This is a genomic window from Pseudoclavibacter terrae, assembly GCF_008831075.1.
Taxonomy (GTDB): Bacteria; Actinomycetota; Actinomycetes; order Actinomycetales; family Microbacteriaceae; genus Pseudoclavibacter; species Pseudoclavibacter terrae.
Genome location: NZ_WBJX01000004.1, coordinates 269,587 through 285,057 on the forward strand (window position 1 = coordinate 269,587; position 15,471 = coordinate 285,057).

A 15,471-nucleotide genomic window follows, 5' to 3' on the forward strand; every position below is an offset into this window, starting at 1 on the left:
CTGAGACCGGCCGCGGAAACCGGCACGGCCGCCGACCAGACTTCCCGGCACACCGGGAGACGAGTCTACCGCTCAGCTGGCATCCGTGGCAGCCCGCGCGGGGCGGGCGGGGCGGGCGGCGTGGGCGCGGTCAGAGGCCGCGGGTGAGGACCTCGTCGAGGGCGGCGACGAACGTGTCGGCGCTCTCCTTCGTGAAGCACAGCGGCGGCTTCACCTTCAGGACGTTGCCGCGGTCGCCGGTGGGCTGCACGACGATGCCGATGGCGAGCATCCGGTCGCAGAGGGCGAGTGTCTCGGCCGCGGCCGGCTCGAGCGTCTCACGATCGCGCACCAGCTCGATGCCCTGGTACAGCCCGCGTCCGTGGATGGCGCCGATCAGCGGTTGCCGTTCGGCGAGGCCCAGCAGCTGCTCGCGCAGGTAGCCGCCGACCTCGCGGGCGTTCTCCTGCAGCCGGTCGTCGCGCATGATGTCGAGCACGGTCACGCCGAGCCTCGCGCTGAGCGTGGAGCCACCGGCGGAGGAGAAGAAGGTGCCCTGGTCGGCGAGGGCCTGCGCGATCTCGGAGCGCGTGATGACGGCGCCGAGCGGATGCCCGTTGCCCATGGCCTTCGCGACGGTGACGACGTCGGGCACGATGGGCTCACCACCCGGGCCGGCGTGCTGTTCGAACCCCCAGAACACATCGCCCTGCCGCCCGTACCCGACCTGGACCTCATCGGAGATGACGACTCCCCCGCCGGCCCGCACCGCCTCGTAGACCGCCGACAGGTAGGCGGTGGGCACCTCGATGGCACCCGCGTTGCCGTTCCGCGGCTCGGCGATGAACGTGCCGACCGGCGTTCCGGCGGCGGCGAGGCGCTCGAGCTCAGCGACGGCATCCGCCGCGTACCGCTGGCCCGCGTCCTCACCTCGATGCGTGCCCCGGTAGGCGTTGGGCGCGTCGAAGGCGTGCACCCATGGGGCGCGCAGCTCGGCGGCGAGCGGGTTGTCGGACGTGGATGTGGAGACGGCATCGGCCGCGTACGACCAGCCGTGGTACGACTCCTCGACGCAGGCGACGTCGTCGCGCCCCGTGAACGCCTTCGTGAGCCGGAGTGCGAGGTCGACTGCCTCGGTGCCGCTGTTGACGAGCAGCACGGTGTCGAAGCCGTCTGGCAGGGTCTCGAGGAGCCGGGCGCTGAGTTCGGCGACCGACGCGTAGTTGAACCGCGAGTTGGTGTTGAGCATGCGCCATTGCTGCGCGACCGCATCTGCGAGCACGGGATGCCCGTGGCCGAGGGCGGTGACGTTGTTGACCATGTCGAGGTAGTGGCGGCCCTCGGTGTCGATGAGCATCTCGCGCCAGCCGCGCTCGAACTGCGGCGGATGCGCGTAGTAGTGGCCCTGCAGGGGCGCGTAGGTGTCGAGTCGCGCGCGGAGGGTCTCGTCGGCTCCGGCTCCCTCCGCTCGGGCCTCGCTCGGGGCCAGCCCGATGAGCTCGCTCGGGTCGCCGAGGACGGCGAGCCAGGCCGGGAACTCCTCTGCCGTCACGAAGCGCGGCACCGGTACGGCGGCGGCATCCGGCGCCGACACCTCGCCGAGCTGCAGGGAGGCGTGCGCCCAGCCGTCGATCTCGGCGAAGGGGTCACCCTCGTCGACTCGAGTGGGGACAGCTGCGCTCTCTCCTTCGAGCGAGCGGCCCTCGATGAGCCCGCGGGCTCCGGCGATGACCAGGGTGCGGGCGCCGTCCGTCAGCGTGACGTGCCCCTCAGCCGATGACACGAGTCCCGCGAAGGGCGCCGTGAGCGCGAGCCCGGCCGTGCTGTAGAGCTCGATGCCGGTGGCGACGTTGACGGGCGCGTCGTGAGCGACGCCGACCGAGCGGGTGAGTCGCGGCTCCCCGAAGCGAGTCGCGGCGACCCCGCCTGTGCGAGCGGCGAGCAGCAGCAGCTGCGCCTCAGCCTCCGCCCCCTCGTCACCGAGCCAGGAGCCGTCGCGCAGTGCCGTGCTCGTGTGGTCGAGCGTGATGATTCGGGTGCGGCGCGCGAGCTCGGCGTCGAGCAGCGTCGCATCGCGGGATGTCGTGGCCGGCCCTGGGGCGACCGGACGTCCGAGCGCGCGACGGATCGCGGCCGTCGCGACGCGCGAGTCGAGGGCGGCCGGGACGGCGAAGATGGTCCATTCCCGCTCGAGCGCCGCTTCTGCGTAGTCGTTGCCCTCGTCGATGGCGACCTGCTGCAGCCCGCTCACCACCAGGGTCGCGCCTCTGAGCACGATGAGCGGCCATAGTGCGTCGATCTCGGCGTCGGTGAGCGGCACCACCTCGTCGAAGGCGCGGATGAGCGGCAGGACGGCGAGCGGCCTGGCCGGGTCGTGGTGGAACACGGCGGTGCAGGCGACGGCGAGCTCGGCGACGCGCCACCCCGTTCCCACATCGCCGAAGTCGATGATGCCCGAGAGCTCGGGGCGCCCGAGGGCGCCGGCCGTCGCGACGAGGTTGTCGTCGGTGAGGTCGCCGTGGATGGCCTGCAGCGGCAGCTCGCCCTTGAGCGGCGCCAGCGATGCGGTGATGTCCTCGAGCGCGCCGAGCATGAACGCTCGCCGCTCGGGGTCGGCGACGTGGTCGATGAGCTCCTCGACGAGCTGCTCGCCGAGCCGCAGGTCCCATTGGAGCTCGCGGTCGAGACCGGGATGCTCGAAGCCTGCGAGCGTCGCGGCAACCGTCCCGACGAGTGCGCCCATCGACGCGATCGTGTCGGCGGAGAAGTGCTCGAAGTCGATGAGCGGCGTGCCCTCGACGAACGTCAGCAGGCGGATGCTGTGCGCTGCCCCGTCCACGTCAGCCGTCTCGATGTCGCGGCGGTTGACACTGGGCAGCGGTGCGGGCGACGGGTGTCCCGCCGCGTGCATCCGCCGCATGGCCTCGTTCTGCGCCTCGATCTCGTCGCGGCGCACGGTGCGGTTGCTGATCTTGAAGAGGACGCGGCGGCCGTGCGCCTCCGTGGCGGAAGCAGACTCGGTGAACAGGAAGTTGCGGTCCTGCTGGCTGCCGAGCTCGCGCACCTCACCGGAGACGCCGTAGAGCTCAGCCGCGAGTCGTCGAACCTCGTCGATCGTGACGTTCGGGCGCGGCAGGCCGTCTGCGAACGACGGAACGCCCTCTGCGAATGCGGCCATGACTGCTCCCCCTTCGAGTCGCCGACCGGTGCGCGGTCGAACCGAGGCAATGCTAGCGGCGGCCGCCGACACTGCGGGTGTCGGTGAGCACCCGCCAGCGCCAGGAGTTTCGAGTTGGCAACCTCACTTCGTTGTGGGAACTTTCCCCGCACGAAGCGAATCTTCCAGCCCGAGAAGGCTGGTCCTGCCGTTGCAGCCATCAGCGCGGGGGGACGCCGATGCTCGAACCACGCCCAGCGCGCGCGGCTGGGGATGGGTTCCGCACTTCGGGATGGGGAGCACCCCATCCCGAAGTGCGGAACCCATCCCGAGACCCCGACGACGAAGCATGCTCGACGAGGGCACCCCGACGACGCTGGACGACGCCCGGGAGCGGGCGTGCCCTACGCGAGCTCCTCCGCGAGCTTGCGGGCGCCGCGCACCGCGATGGCGACGCTCATGAGCGTGGGGTTCATCGTGGTGGCGGTGGGGATGAGTCCGTTGCCGCCGACGTAGAGGTTGTCGATGCCCCAGACCCGCGAGTAGGGGTCGGCGACGGTGGTGCCGTCGTCGTTCGCGCCGGCGCGCATCGTGCCCTGGTAGTGGAGGCTCGACCCGTTCGGCAGGAGGCGCGGTTCGGCGATGAAGGTGCCGAGCGCCTCGCCGGCGCGGCGCAGGTGCGCTTCGCCGGCGGCGATCTCCGTCTTCTCCACGTCGGTGAGCGCGTAGTCGACGGTCATGTTGGGGAAGCCGCGGTAGTCGAGTTCGTCGTCGTGGAACGTGATGCCGTCTTCGACGCGCGGGTGCTTGCGCATCCCGTACCCCATGTTCACGTATCCCCAGCGGTTGCCGGCGTGCGGATGCGCGGGGTCGAGCGGGAACGGCGGGTTCTCGGCGTACATGACCTGCAGGGAGAAGGGGTGGTCGGGTTCGGAGAAGGGGATGCGGTTGACGGCGCCGACGGGGTCGGCCGGGTTGAGGGCGCGGCGGGCGAGTTCCTCTTCGAGGTCGGCGTCGGTGGCGAATCGCGCCATGCCCTCGGGGTCGAGCGCGACCGTCGAGATGACGACGGGGTGCTCGGTGAGGTAGCGGCCGAGCGCGGCCGGGCGGATGCCGGAGGCCCAGAGGAGCTGCGGGGAGCGGAAGGCGTCGGCGGCGACGACCACGGCGTCGGCGGCGAGGAAGCTCGTCTCTCCCGTGCGGAGGTCCTCGACGGTCAGGCCGGTGACCCGAGCGTCGGCGCCCGGACCGTCGCGTTCGACGCGACGCACGAGGGTGAGGTCGCGCAGCTCGAAGCGCTCCGCGAGGGGGTTGCCTGCTTCGACGAGCGGGCCGAAGACGACGTCGGCGCCCGCCCAGCGGACGGTGCCGTCTGGCTGCGCGTCGCCCGCGACGGGGAGCGTGCTCGGCCCGAAGCCCTCAGGCAGTTCTGCGGAGAACTCCTCGGACAGGAGCGAGCGGATCGCAGCACCCACGCCGGAGTCGGCGAAGGCAGCCGACTGCACGTGCAGCAGTCGCTCGGCGTTCGCGAGCAGGTCATCCCATTCGGCGTTCTCGATGAAGTCGACGCGCTCGCTGAACTCGGGGGCGGGGGTCGCGCAGGTCCAGTGCGCGCCCATGCCGCCGACGTTGGTGGAGGCGGCCGCGGCGGGGAACGTCTCGGTGTGCGCGGAGCCCTCGCCGCCGAAGTCGAGGAGGTGCGTGCCCTGTCGGGCCGTGAATATGCCCTCGACGACGGCCGCCTTGGGTATGCCGAGCGACTCGCGGAAGTCGCCGGCCTGTGGCCCCTGCGACCGCTCACGGGCCAGTTCCTTCTCGGCGGGGTCGGCGATGTTGCGCACGCTCTCACCTGGGATGTCGGTGAGCTGTGGGCCCGCCTCGAACATCGTGACGCGCACGTCGGGGTTCGTCTCGAGGAGGATCCGCGCGTAGGCGGCCCCGATGGGTCCGCTGCCGACGATCGCGACGACTGGGTTCTTGGTCATGTGCTTCCTCCTTGGAAGTGAGGGTGAGTGGATGCGGCTGCCGTGCTCAGGCGCGCGGCGCCGGCTCGTTCTGGGGTTCGACGACGACGGGGATGCTCCCCGTCTCGTTGGAGAGGCGCCCTGGCGGGAGCAGCAGCGCGGCGACGAAGCCGACGGCGTACGCGGCGGAGAGGCCGATGAAGATGGGCGCGAAGACGTCGCGGTAGATCTGTGCGACGGTGGCCTGGAAGGCCGCGTCGCTGCCGTGCACGAGCTGCGGTGTGAGGCTTGCGGCGTCGAAGCCGATGGGCAGCATGGCGGCGACGCCGGCCCCGATGACCCCGCCGATGATGGCGGTCGTGACGGTCGACCCGACTTGGCGGACGATGTTGACGCTCGCCGTGACGGCGCCCGTGGCGTTTTTGGGGGCGGCGCTCTGCACGACCGCGACGATGAGGCTCATGAACGAGCCGGTGCCGAGCCCGACGGCGAACATGACGACCATCGGCGCCCAGAGCGGGAGCCCGACGGGGAGCATCGACATGATGAGGAGCCCGACGGCGCCGAGTGCCGTGCCGACGATCGGGTAGACGCGGTAACGGCCTGAGCGGCTGGCGAGGAAGCCCGTGAGGAGGTTGCTCACGAGCATCCCCATGACGGTGGCGATGGGCACGAGTCCCGAGACGGTCGCGGTGGTGCTGTACGCCATCTGCACATAGGTGGGAAGGTAGGCGGTGATGGAGAAGAGGCCGACGCCGATGATCGCAGAGAGCGCCGTGCCCGCCGCGACGGTGCGGTTCTTGAAGATGTGGAGCGGCACCACCGGGTTGGCGGCGCGCACCTCGGCCCAGAAGAACAGCGCGAACGCTGCGAGGGCGATGCCGAAGGCTGAGAGGGCGGAGGTGAGCAGCTCGGGGTCGGCGACCCAGCTCACGCCGAGCACGAGAGCGACGAGTGCCGCGGTGAAGGTGACCGAGCCGAGCACATCGAACCCGGGAGCCGACGCGCGGGGGATGCTCGGGATCGCGACGAGCGCGAAGACTAGGGCGGCCACACCGACGGGGAGGTTCACCCAGAACACCCACTGCCAGCCCCAGTTGTCGGCGATGATGCCGCCGAGCAGGGGTCCGATGAGGATCGCGACGGGGAACGCCGCCCCGATGATGGCCATGTACTTGGGGCGGGCGCGCGGGCTCGTGACCTGCGCGATGATCGTCTGCGACATGAGCTGCAGCCCGGCCGAGCTCATGCCCTGGAAGACGCGAGCGACGATGAGCAGGCCCATGTTCGGGGCGAACCCGCACGCGAGGGAGGCGATGAGGAACAGGACGAGCGACGACAGGAACACGGCGCGTGGCCCGACGATGTCGCCGAGCTTGCCGAGCACGGGCAGGAGGACGGTGCTCGCGAGCGTGTAGCTGACGACGACCCAGCCCATCTGCTCGAGGGCGCCGAGGTCGCCCGCGATGGTCGCGAGCGAGGTCGACACGACGGTGTGGTCGAGGGCGCCGAGGAAGGAGACGGTGAGGAGGGATGCGACAAGGAGACGGAGTCTCAACGGTGAGAGTGGCATAAAAGGGCCCGAACGATCGGACGATCTACGCGACATGGTGTGCCCTCGGCCGCTGCGTCGCGGCCGGTGACGGGTTCGTGGAACCCCTGCGTCGTGGCCAGCTTAGCGAGACTTATGTTGAAAAACAACTAAAGAAGGCGCGCAACTGTCGCATCTCGGCGCTAGGGACAAACGTTCGACGGCCCCGCATCCCCGAGCTGGCGCGCCAGCTCGAGGTCGGAGAGCACGTGGCGCAGGTCGGCGCACTCGCTGCGAAGCTGACCCGAGGCGCGCACCGTTGCGATCGCGCGACGCAACTCGACACGCGCCGGCTCTTCGTAGCCAGGACCGACCACCTGCTCGCCGCGCACGGACCGCACCGCACCCCTCACGACCCCCACCTCAGGGTCGACGACCACCTCGACCTCCGTCGCACCGAGTGCAGCGACGCGCAGCCACGCAGCACCGGTTCCACGCCGCCAGGAGACCGTGACCGGGATCCCGGACTCCGACTCAGCCAGCGCCGTCGCACCCCGCGCGTCCCCCCGCACATTCGCGAGGACCAGCGACGACCCAGTGAGCGCACGAGCCCAACCGAGCGCGTCCCGCAGGACGCCGCTCGACGCAGCGCCCCGGACCTCGACGGTCACCAAGCGAGCCACATCCGCCTGCGCGCCTACGAGCGCCAACACCGCGTCGACGAGCACTCCGGGGAGGAACCGACGCGCGACCAGCACGGGCGGATGGCCCGCCGTCGCCCCGACGCCAGCCCCCACATCCAGCCCCACGCCCGCAGCTGCACGCGCACCTGCGAGCGCATCCGCAGCGGGCGGCATGGCCTCATCCACGACGACCCCGAGCGCCCCACTGGCCAGAGCGTCCCCGACCTCGGGGAGCCAGCCGCCCGCGGCGCGGCCGTCCACGACGACCACCGCTCCGGCTGGCCGCCGCGCGACCTCCGCGCTCGACGGCAGCGAGCCGATCGCCGCACGGTAGGCGCCGAGAGTGTCGGCGCCGGTCGCGTCGCGCTCACGCGGCGGCACGAAGATCGGCGTGCGAATGCTCACGATGCGCTCGCTTCGATGAACTCCGCGGCGGCCGCCGCGAGCTCGATGGCGTAGCGGGTGTCCTCCAGCTGCTCTTCATACTCGAGCGGAGCACCGCCGGAGAGCAGCTCTGCGAGGGCGAGCCACTCTGCCTCATAGCCGTCACGCGGCGACCTCGGTGGTGAGCCGACCGACCCGTCAGCATGACGCACCATCACGCGTGCGGCCCCGGCGTGCACGAACGCCGGCGGGAAGTCGACATCGACGCGTGCCTCCCCCGCCGACGCCGTCAGCCGCCACCGCGCATCCGCCCCGCCCTCCCGCATGACGGCCGCGATCTGCACGCTGGCGCCACCCGAGCGGTAGCCGAGAACGAACCCGAGCGGGGCGACGAAGCGCGCGTAGTCGATGCCATCGAACCCGGGAAGCAGGTCGCGGACAGCGGGCAGGTCATGGATCGCGAGGCCAGACACGAGCTGCCGCACGATGCCCGCCTGCACGTGGGCGGGGAGCCCGGGCGGTGGATGCCGCACGGAAGAAGCCTCGCCTGCAGGAACCTCGGTGACCAGCCGGTGGTAGCGGTCGTTCGGGGGCAACGACAGCGTGACCTGCACGCTGTCGACTGGCGCGCGCAACTCCCCGATCGCCCGCCGAGCCTGCACCCACCCGGGGTCATGGAGATGATTCGTGCCGATGAGCAGCGCGACTCCCCGCTCGCGACAGGCGGCAAGCAGCGCTTCCGCCTCGGCGACGGTCGTGGCGAGGGGCTTCTCGCACAGGATGCCGGTGACCCCGCCCTCGATGGCGGCCAGCACGTGCGCCGCGTGCTCGGTGGGCGGCGAGCAGATGAGCGCCACCTGCACACGCGCATCCTGGAACACCTCGTCGGCACTGGAGCTGCTGCGGGCACCGACGGAATGCGCGAGCGCGGCCGCACGGCCACTCCCCGAATCGGCGATGTGCACAACCTGGAACAGCTCAGGCAAGCGAGCCAGGGTCGGGAGGTGGAGCGCAGAGACGCCCGGCCCGGCCCCGATGACGCCGACTGACCACATGCGATGACTTCCTTGTCCGCTTTTGTATGTTTCGTGCGAAAGATCGTTGTGGACGAACGTATCTGGGCATTCCCTGCGACGCAAGGTCGACATATTGGGTACAGTTCGGCCATGAGAGAGTCAACGCTGCGCTTCGGTGCTCAAACCGACGAAGTCACGAGCCTCCTCCGCGTCGTCAACCTCGTGCGAATGGGCGAGGCCCAGACCCGCCCGCAGATCGGCACGGTCACGGGCCTCGGCCGAGGGGTCGTCACCCAGCGAGTCGAGCAGGCGATCAGCATGGGCTTCCTCGAAGAGGGCGACGTCGGCCCCTCGTCTGGCGGCCGCGCCCCACGCACGTTGCGCTTCCGTGGCGAGAGCGGCCTCATCGTGGTCTGCGCCCTGGGCGCGCTGCACATCCACGTCGGCCTGGCGCAGCTCGAAGGCGACGTGATCGCCCAGGCCCACCTCGACTGGGAGATCTCGAGCGGACCGGCCGCGACACTGGACGCCGCCCTCGAGCTCGTCGAGGAGCTCCTCGCCGCGGACGCGAAGAGCCGGGGCAGCGAGCTTCCCGTCTGGGGAATCGCCGTCGGCGTTCCAGGTCCCGTCGACTTCGACTCCGGCCGCCCCGTCGCCCCGCCGATCATGCCGGGCTGGAACGGCTTCGACATCCGCCGCCGTTTCGAGCAGCGCTTCGACGCGCCCGTCTGGGTCGACAACGACGCGAACCTCCTCGCACTCAACGAGCGCACGAATCGTCAGGTGCCGTCGGTCGACCTCATCTACGTCAAGGTCGGCTCGGGCATCGGCGCAGGCCTCGTCTCACGGGGGCGCATCCACCGCGGCGCGAACGGCGCGGCGGGGGACATCGGCCACGTGAAGGTGTTCGGCTCGACCTCGCAGTGCCGGTGCGGCAAGATCGGCTGCCTCGAAGCGGAGGCTGGCGGCTGGGCGCTTGTCCGCGACGCCCAGCTCGCGATCGATGCAGGGGACGACGGACTCCTCGCACGGCGCGCCCGTGCGGGGGAGGAACTCAACCCCGAGCTGATCGCGATGTGCGCGGAGGACGGCGACGCCCTCGCCATCCAGCTCGCGCAGCGCTCGGCGAAGATCATCGGCGAATCGATCTCAGCCCTGGTCAACATGTTCAACCCGAAGGTCATCGTGGTCGGCGGCGCGCTCGCCTCCGCCGGCGAGATCTTCCTCGCCGAGGTCAGGCAGCGCGTCTACGAGCACTCACTCCCCCTCGCCACGCGCGACCTCAACATCGTCGTCTCCGCCAACGACGTGCGAGAACCCCTGCGTGGCGGGGCGGCGATGGTGCGCGAGCAGCTCTTCGAGGAGACGTTCACCCGCTGGTTCGCGGATGGACGCCCCACGATCGCAGGGCTCGCGCTCGGTCGCTGATCCCCGTAGCGCCACCGGCATCCACTTCTTCCGATTTTCGACATAAGCAGGTAGGTTCACTTCTAAAGCCGAAGATGGCCGTCACAAAGGAGTGTCATGCCCACCAACGCCACGCGCGTCCGCGCACCCCGGGGAGCGCGCTCGTGAGCCTCGCGATCCTCCTCGACGACGCACTGCGCAGCGACGGCGCAGGCTTCTCCCTGCGTGTCTCACTCCCCTGGATCCGCTCCCTGCCGCTCGCGAGCCTCCACGACCTCCGCGTGACGATCGATGGAGACACCGTGCCGCTGCCCGAGCTCGCACCCAGCCCGACGTGGTGGTTCGTGCAGGACAGGATCGTCGTGCGCTCCGACGTGACCCTCGACCCGGGCACACATGAGGTGCTCGTCGCCTTCAAGCTGCTCATCCCCAACATGGGCGCAGGCCCAGGCCAGCCGCTCATCCTCCCGTTCGCGGCCGCCCGCAGGCTCGAGTTGGACGCACCGCTCGCCGCCCCGCGCGCATCCCGTGACGTGGCACTCGACGCCGTCGGGAGCCCGGTGTGAGCGCGCAGCTGCCCGAGGAGTGGACCCTCGCCGCGTCCGCGTTCAACTGGTCGCCCGAGCTCATGGTCGCCGACCGCACCTCCCCCGAGATCGCGGCGTCGATCGGCGCATCAGGCGTAGCGAGCGTCATCGAGCTGGAAGCCGCGCAGACCTGGCGCACGTTCCCCCATCTCGACGACGCGGAGACCGCGAGCATCCGCGAGACCCTCGACGCCACGGGAACCTCCGTGAGCATCGTCGGGGCGAGCCTCGACGACTGGCTGACGGCGACAGCACGTCGCTCCGAGGACGAGCGTCACGAGTTCCTCCTCCCCCAGCTGCGCGGTGCCCAACGACTGGGCGCCGAGGGCATCCGCCTGCCGATCGGCCAGGCCGGCCCCGCACTGCTCGAACGGCTCCTCCCCGACCTGCACGAGCACGGCCTCACGCTCTACGAGGAGCTCCAGGGCCAGCAGTCTCCCGACAAGCCACAGCACGCCGCCGCCGTAGAAACGGTCGCCGCGATCGACGACCCCCGCATCCGCCTGCTCGTCGACATCAGCATGCTCATGCCGTCGCTGCCGCCGAGCTACCTCGCGAAGCTGCGGGCCGGTGGGGTCGACCCGGCACTCGTCGATGCGCTCGAGCGCGACTGGCGGAACCCGGCGACACTCGCCGCCGTCCAGGACGCGCTCCGCGACAGCACCGTGCCGCCGCAGGTGCACACCATGTTCATGAACCTCGTCATCCGGTTCGGGCGGTCGGATGCACGTGAGCTGCGCGACATCCTGCCCCTCGTGAGCGGCGTGCACCTCAAGTTCTGGGACCTCGACGACAGCCACGGCCGCATCTCGAACCCCATCCGAGAGATCTCGAGTGAGCTCGCCGCCGTCGGCTTCACGGGCACGCTCTGCAGCGAGTGGGGCGGCCACGAGTGGATCGACTCGCTCACGCCGGAGCAGGCGACCCGCGCCCACCTGGCGCTCGCCCGCGAGGCCATCGCAGACGGCGCATCCACGCCCGCGCCGGCCTGACTCACCCGCCCCGCCCACGCAGAAAAGTGCGGCAGATGCAGGCTCCCACCCTCGGGAGCATGCAGCTGCCGCACTCTTGTCGCCGGACTGGGCTGGCCCTGCTTAGTCCTGCTTGGTCGAGAAGGCCGAGTCGAACGCCGCCTCCGAGGGGCGGTACGTGGAGAGCTTGCGCACGAAGTCCAGCGCTTCCGGCGCGCCGATCAGGCGGTCCATGCCCGCATCCTCCCACTCCACCGACAACGGACCCTCGTAACCGATCGCGTTCAGCATGCGGAAGCAGTCCTCCCACGGCACATCCCCGTGCCCGGTCGAGATGAAGTCCCAACCCCGGCGCGGATCCGCCCACGGCAGATGCGACGACAAGCGACCATTCCGACCATTCGACAGGCGCTTCTTCGTGTCCTTGCAATGCACATGGAAGATGCGGTCCTGGAAGTCCCACAAGAACCCCACCGGGTCGATGTCCTGCCACACCATGTGCGACGGATCCCAGTTCAACCCGAACGACTCCCGATGCCCGATCGCCTCCAACGCGCGCTTCGTGGTCCAGTAGTCGTACGCGATCTCCGACGGATGCACCTCATGCGCGAACCGCACCCCGACCTCCTCGAACACGTCCAGGATCGGGTTCCACCGGTCCGCGAAGTCCTGATACCCCGCATCCACCATCGCCTCCGTGGCGGGAGGGAACATCGCCACGTACTTCCAGATGCTCGACCCCGTGAACCCGGTCACCGTCTTCACACCGAGCGCCGCTGCCAACCTGGCCGTGTTCTTCAGCTCCTCCGCAGCCCGCTGCCGCACACCCTCCGGGTCGCCGTCACCCCACACCCGGTCGGACACGATCTCCCGATGCCGCTGATCGATCGGGTCATCGCACACCACCTGCCCCTTCAAATGGTTCGAGATCGTCCACACCTTCAACCCATTGCGCTCCAGGACCTCCAGCTTGGAAGCGACGTACTCGGCGTCATCCCACCGCCACGGATCCAGGTGATCACCCCAGCAGGCGATCTCCAAACCGTCGTACCCCCACTCCCCCGCCAGCCGAGCAACCTCCTCGAACGGCAGATCAGCCCACTGACCGGTGAACAACGTGACAGGACGAGACATGCTTCTCCTTTTAACTGACGTTCTCGAATGCGGAAGCCGCGCTGCTCAGACAGCGACGGCAGACCGGGTCTCGACCCACGCGCTCTCGGCGGCCGAGCTGCGCTCGACGGCGTCGAGCACCCGCTGCACGCCGAGCCCCTCTTCGAAGCTCGAGTGCAGCGGGGCGCCGTCGGCGATGGCGCCCACGAGGTCGACAACCTGGTGCGTGAAGCCGTGCTCGTAGCCGAGCATGTGGCCGGCCGGCCACCAGGCCGAGACGTAGGGATGGACTGGCTCGGTCACGAGGATCTGCGCGAACCCCTGCGCCCGGCTGTCCGCCGTGCCGTCGTAGTACTGCAGCGAATTGAGGTCCTCGAAGTTCCACGCGAGGGCGCCGAACTCACCGGAGACCTCGATCGCGAGCGCGTTCTTGCGGCCCGTCGCGAACCGGCTCGCGTCGAACGAGGCGAGCGCCCCGCCCGAGAGACGGCCCGTGAAGAGCGCGATGTCGTCGACCGTCACCGACCCGGTGCCAGAGCCGTCGGCGAGCGGCCGTTCCGCGATGATCGTGTCGATCGTGCCGGAGACGCGGTCGACGCTCTGCCCCGTGACGAACTGCGTGAGGTCGATGGCGTGCGCCCCGATGTCGCCGAGCGCACCCGAGCCCGCGAGCTCCTTCTGCAGGCGCCACGAGAGCGGCGCGGCCGGGTCGACGAGCCAGTCCTGCTGGTACGAGGCGCGCACCCGGTGGATGCGGCCGATCTTGCCCTCGGCGATCAGGTCGCGCAGGAGGGTCACGGCCGGCACGCGACGGTAGGTGAACCCGACCATCGACTTCACGCCGCGCTCAGCTGCGCGAGCAGCCGCATCCGCCATCGCCTCGCCCTCGGCGACCGTGTTGGAGAGCGGCTTCTCGACGATGACGTGCTTGCCCGCCTCGAGCGCCGCGATGGCGATCTCTGCGTGCGAGTCACCTGGCGTGACGATGTCGACGATGTCGATGTCGTCGCGCCCGATGACCTCACGCCAGTCGGTGGCCGACTCCTGCCAGCCCCACTGCGTCGCGGCCTCTGCGACGGCCTTGCCGTTGCGCCCGACCACAACCGCCATCTCCACCTCGGCTGGCAGGCCGAAGACGCGAGGCGCCTGCCGCCAGCCGACCGAGTGAGCGGCTCCCATGAAGCCGTAGCCGATCATGGCCACGCGCAACGGCCGGGTCATGCGAGCACTACCTCACGCTCGACGGGGACGCGGTTGGTGACGTACCGGCCCGGCGCGATCTGCATGTAGAGGAGGCGCATCGTGAGCACGACCTCGACGGTGAGCCTGTCACCGGCGGCGGGCACCTCGTCCAGCGGGATGACGATGTCGGGCCGGTCGGACAGGAACCAGAGCGTCTCGGACTGCTCGGGCAGCTCGTCGATCGTGTACGAGCGGCCCTGCAGCTCGAAGCGCAGCTTCTCCTTCGGGATGGCGACGCCGTTGACGTTGACCTCGACGTTGTCGACGGCCGACAGCCAGAGGCTGCGGTACCAGGGGATCTGCACGGAGACGCTGATGCCGTCTTCGCGACGCGTGACATCCTTCTCGGCGAAGAGTGAATTGTGTGTTGCCATGTTGTTCTCGTCCCTTGACTCAGGCGACCGTGAGGCTGTTCGCCTCGGCCGCGGTCTCTTCGATGGCACGGCGCATGAGCGCGTGCTGCTGGCGCACCTGCTCGACCGGGTCGCTCTCGCCGAGGTCGGCGAACGCGTGGCCCTCCCACTCGCTGGAGAGGTAGCCCTGGTAGCCGCCCTTGACGAACTGGCGCACGATGCGCGCCGTGTCCATGGCCGGCTCCTCGCCGTGCTCGTCGATGTCGTAGAACTTCGCGTGCACGTGGAACATCTGCGGCATGATGTCGAGCCATTCCTCCGGCTCGACGAGGCCGTGCATGTTGAAGGCCAGGCGCGTGAACGGGCCGAGGCGGGCGAAGTCGAACTTCTCCTCCGTGAGGAAGTCCTCGAAGGCCTGGTTGCGCACGTGCATCGGCTGCGGGCGGCGCCAGATCTCGTCCATGACGGGGAAGTACTCCTCCGGCATGCCCATGCTGCTGAGCGTGCGCAGCAGGCGCGGCGAGAGGCTGTGCATCGTCGAGCTGAAGTCGGCCGTGAAGCCGAGGCGCTCGCTGCCGAGCTCCTCGTACATCTCGCGGATCGCGTGGATCTGCGGGGCGTTCGGGCCGGAGGGGGCGTGGATCTCGTAGCCGAGGCGCTGGTCGTACTTCTCGGCGAGTGGCAGGAGGCGCGCGAGCAGCTCCTTACCGGCCGAGCGGATGACGACGGTGCGGAAGCCGAAGTCGTTGGCCGTCGCGAGCTGGCGCGCGAAGAACTCGTACTCCTCATCCGGCGTCATGTCGCGGTCTTTGCGGCGCCCCATGTCGAGGTTCGTGCCGACGGCGCTGGGCTCGAGGCCATCGCGCTCGAGGGTGTCGCGCCAGAACTTCACGAACTCCTTGTCGGTGTCCGGGTAGGTGCGCAGCAGCTGCGCGATGTTGAACTCGACGCCGGTGCCGAGCCCTTCCTTGTGCACCGCCTCGACGAGGGTCTCCGGCGTGTAGAGGCCGGCCGCGAACTCCGAGGTCAGCGAGTAGAGGGTGATGCCGAGCTTGATGCCCGTTCCTGCGATTCCGTCTGTCAT

12 protein-coding genes are annotated in these 15,471 nt (G+C 69.9%); 3 read left to right on the top strand and 9 right to left on the bottom strand.

What is annotated here, in order from left to right:
- Nucleotides 1-130: 130 nt before the first annotated feature.
- The 5 genes from F8O03_RS13100 to F8O03_RS13120 form a co-directional block, all read right to left on the bottom strand.
- A complete protein-coding gene (locus F8O03_RS13100) occupies nt 131-3,157 on the bottom strand; it encodes an aminotransferase (RefSeq protein ID WP_151424238.1) in 3,027 nt (1,008 codons plus the stop codon).
- A gap of 383 nt (nt 3,158-3,540) precedes the next feature.
- Entirely contained in the window at nt 3,541-5,121 is a 1,581-nt protein-coding gene (locus F8O03_RS13105) for a GMC oxidoreductase (RefSeq protein WP_151424239.1), read from the bottom strand.
- 46 nt (nt 5,122-5,167) lie between these two features.
- Nucleotides 5,168-6,673, bottom strand: coding sequence for an MFS transporter (locus tag F8O03_RS13110; protein WP_151424240.1), 1,506 nt, complete (start codon nt 6,671-6,673; stop codon nt 5,168-5,170).
- A 161-nt stretch (nt 6,674-6,834) separates the two neighbouring features.
- A complete protein-coding gene (locus F8O03_RS13115; protein ID WP_151424241.1) occupies nt 6,835-7,719 on the bottom strand; it encodes a hypothetical protein in 885 nt (294 codons plus the stop codon).
- On the bottom strand, nt 7,716-8,753 hold the full coding sequence (locus F8O03_RS13120; protein WP_151424242.1) for a Gfo/Idh/MocA family protein: 1,038 nt from the start codon (nt 8,751-8,753) through the stop codon (nt 7,716-7,718). Before F8O03_RS13120 ends, F8O03_RS13115 begins: the two co-directional genes overlap by 4 nt.
- Nucleotides 8,754-8,864: 111 nt before the next feature.
- On the opposite strand from F8O03_RS13120, the gene F8O03_RS13125 reads away from it, so the two are divergent.
- From F8O03_RS13125 to F8O03_RS13135, 3 genes are all read left to right on the top strand, one after another.
- Complete coding sequence (locus F8O03_RS13125) at nt 8,865-10,142, top strand: ROK family protein (protein WP_104252046.1); 1,278 nt, start codon at nt 8,865-8,867, stop codon at nt 10,140-10,142.
- A 143-nt stretch (nt 10,143-10,285) separates the two neighbouring features.
- Nucleotides 10,286-10,687, top strand: coding sequence for a hypothetical protein (locus tag F8O03_RS13130; protein ID WP_151424243.1), 402 nt, complete (start codon nt 10,286-10,288; stop codon nt 10,685-10,687).
- Nucleotides 10,684-11,700, top strand: coding sequence for an apurinic/apyrimidinic endonuclease family protein (locus tag F8O03_RS13135; protein WP_151424244.1), 1,017 nt, complete (start codon nt 10,684-10,686; stop codon nt 11,698-11,700). The genes F8O03_RS13130 and F8O03_RS13135 overlap by 4 nt, the downstream gene beginning before the upstream one ends.
- 102 nt (nt 11,701-11,802) lie before the next feature.
- Here the strand turns inward: F8O03_RS13135 and F8O03_RS13140 are convergent, their stop codons facing one another.
- Genes F8O03_RS13140 through F8O03_RS13155 form a run of 4 tightly spaced genes read right to left on the bottom strand, consistent with a single transcriptional unit; the run spans nt 11,803 to nt 15,471 of the window.
- On the bottom strand, nt 11,803-12,813 hold the full coding sequence (locus F8O03_RS13140; RefSeq protein ID WP_151424245.1) for a sugar phosphate isomerase/epimerase family protein: 1,011 nt from the start codon (nt 12,811-12,813) through the stop codon (nt 11,803-11,805).
- Between the two features lie 45 nt (nt 12,814-12,858).
- The gene (locus F8O03_RS13145) at nt 12,859-14,013 is read right to left on the bottom strand and encodes a Gfo/Idh/MocA family protein (protein WP_151424246.1); all 1,155 of its coding nucleotides are present in this window, start codon (nt 14,011-14,013) and stop codon (nt 12,859-12,861) included.
- On the bottom strand, nt 14,010-14,408 hold the full coding sequence (locus F8O03_RS13150) for a C-glycoside deglycosidase beta subunit domain-containing protein (RefSeq protein WP_151424247.1): 399 nt from the start codon (nt 14,406-14,408) through the stop codon (nt 14,010-14,012). Before F8O03_RS13150 ends, F8O03_RS13145 begins: the two co-directional genes overlap by 4 nt.
- Nucleotides 14,409-14,427: 19 nt before the next feature.
- Nucleotides 14,428-15,471 carry a sugar phosphate isomerase/epimerase family protein gene (locus F8O03_RS13155; protein ID WP_104252287.1) on the bottom strand — a complete coding sequence of 348 codons (1,044 nt, stop codon included), beginning with the start codon at nt 15,469-15,471 and terminating at the stop codon, nt 14,428-14,430.

Coding starts and splice junctions, on each gene's coding strand:
- F8O03_RS13125 (WP_104252046.1), top strand. CDS start 8,865: ATGAGAGAGTCAACGCTGCGCTTCGGTGCTCAAACCGACGAAGTCACG.
- F8O03_RS13110 (WP_151424240.1), bottom strand. CDS start 6,673: ATGCCACTCTCACCGTTGAGACTCCGTCTCCTTGTCGCATCCCTCCTC.
- F8O03_RS13120 (WP_151424242.1), bottom strand. CDS start 8,753: ATGTGGTCAGTCGGCGTCATCGGGGCCGGGCCGGGCGTCTCTGCGCTC.
- F8O03_RS13105 (WP_151424239.1), bottom strand. CDS start 5,121: ATGACCAAGAACCCAGTCGTCGCGATCGTCGGCAGCGGACCCATCGGG.
- F8O03_RS13150 (WP_151424247.1), bottom strand. CDS start 14,408: ATGGCAACACACAATTCACTCTTCGCCGAGAAGGATGTCACGCGTCGC.
- F8O03_RS13155 (WP_104252287.1), bottom strand. CDS start 15,471: ATGACAGACGGAATCGCAGGAACGGGCATCAAGCTCGGCATCACCCTC.
- F8O03_RS13145 (WP_151424246.1), bottom strand. CDS start 14,013: ATGACCCGGCCGTTGCGCGTGGCCATGATCGGCTACGGCTTCATGGGA.
- F8O03_RS13100 (WP_151424238.1), bottom strand. CDS start 3,157: ATGGCCGCATTCGCAGAGGGCGTTCCGTCGTTCGCAGACGGCCTGCCG.
- F8O03_RS13140 (WP_151424245.1), bottom strand. CDS start 12,813: ATGTCTCGTCCTGTCACGTTGTTCACCGGTCAGTGGGCTGATCTGCCG.